This is a genomic window from Mangrovicoccus sp. HB161399, from assembly GCF_013184745.1.
In the GTDB taxonomy this organism is placed as follows: Bacteria; Pseudomonadota; Alphaproteobacteria; order Rhodobacterales; family Rhodobacteraceae; genus Mangrovicoccus.
Window position 1 is genome coordinate 1 of record NZ_JAATVU010000242.1, and the last position, 1248, is coordinate 1248.

The 1248-nt window shown below is 65.4% G+C and carries 2 protein-coding genes; both read left to right on the forward strand.

Annotation, left to right across the window (positions count from 1 at the left end; genetic code table 11):
* Positions 1–609 precede the first annotated feature (609 nt).
* Positions 610–993, forward strand: a complete 384-nt coding sequence (locus HCC78_RS32600; protein ID WP_172332827.1) for a transposase — start codon at positions 610–612, stop codon at positions 991–993.
* Positions 990–1248 (forward strand): IS66 family insertion sequence element accessory protein TnpB (tnpB, locus tag HCC78_RS32605; RefSeq protein WP_172332828.1); only part of this gene is annotated, 259 nt, incomplete at its 3' end. The genes HCC78_RS32600 and tnpB, both read left to right, overlap by 4 nt.

Genomic DNA, 1248 nt, shown 5'->3' on the forward strand with positions numbered 1-1248 from the left:
CGCGTGATCGAAGGTGTCAAATTCACCGACGGTGTCGCCTTGGCTGACGCCGATGAAAGCCGCGCCGCCTGATCAAGCCGCGTCACCCAAATTCAGCCATAGCTCCATACCCTTCGCCGGTCCGTCTGCCCGGATCCGCCGAGGCTGATCAGGCCCCGATGGAACGCTGGAAGTCGTTCGTCTGTGTTTCGGCGTGCAATTTTGGGTCTGACTTCGGTAACGGGGCCGTCTCCGTCAAGCGTTTTCGGCCAAGCGACCTGATCCGCCAGAGCGGTGTTTCGGTAGATCAGGTTGCCATCCGTCCCTGGAGCGCGGCCTCGCTGCTGGGGTCCCCGGGGTGCATGCTTCGGTCCGTGGTCAGCGCGGCGGCTGCCAACATGATGCTGGTTCGATGCAATTCCGGCCTGCCCATCTCACTTGCGTGCTCACCCTGAAGGGCGGCAACAGTCAGACCCACGGCATTGCCGGAACCACGTCCCCATGGGACCTCGGAGGCCCGCGTCCAGTCGGACGGCGGGCGGAGTGTATGCGATGTCCCGGCCCCACCTGTTTGTGAGGCTGCGGTTCTGAGATCTCATTTCCTGCAAGGAGCAGGGAGTGACTTTCTCAATGAGCGCATATTTTGAGGTTCTCACGAACGAGCGCGCAACGCAGCGCAGGAACCGGAAGTGGCCGGACGAGCTGAAGGCGGAGATCGTGGCCGAGACCCTGCGTCCCGGCGCGACCGTGAATGAGGTTGCAGCGCGGCACGGGCTGCAGGCGAACCAGGTCTCGGCCTGGCGGCGGATGGCGCGGGACGGAAGGCTGGTGCTTCCGGCGCCCGATGGCGCGATGGAGTTCGTGTCACTGATGGTGGCGACGCCGGATGCGCCGACGGATACGGGGCCTTCTGCCAGCGGCAGCGTCGAGATCGCCGTCGGCGCGGTGACGGTGCGGCTCGAGCCCGGCGCCTCGCCGGAGAGGATCGCGTCCGTGGTGCGGGCGCTGGCATGATCCCGTCCGACCGGGTGCGGATCCTGATCGCGACGAAGCCAGTGGATTTCCGCAAGGGCCATGACGGCCTGGCCGCGCTGGTGCAGTCGGCCCTGAAGGAAGACCCGTTCGCGGGAGCCGTCTTCGTCTTCCGTTCGAAGCGGGCTGACAGGCTCAAGATCCTGTTCTGGGACGGTACTGGATTGGTGATGGCCTACAAGCGGCTGGAGGAGGCGACGTTCACCTGGCCTCCCGTGACCGACGGGATCATGTCAC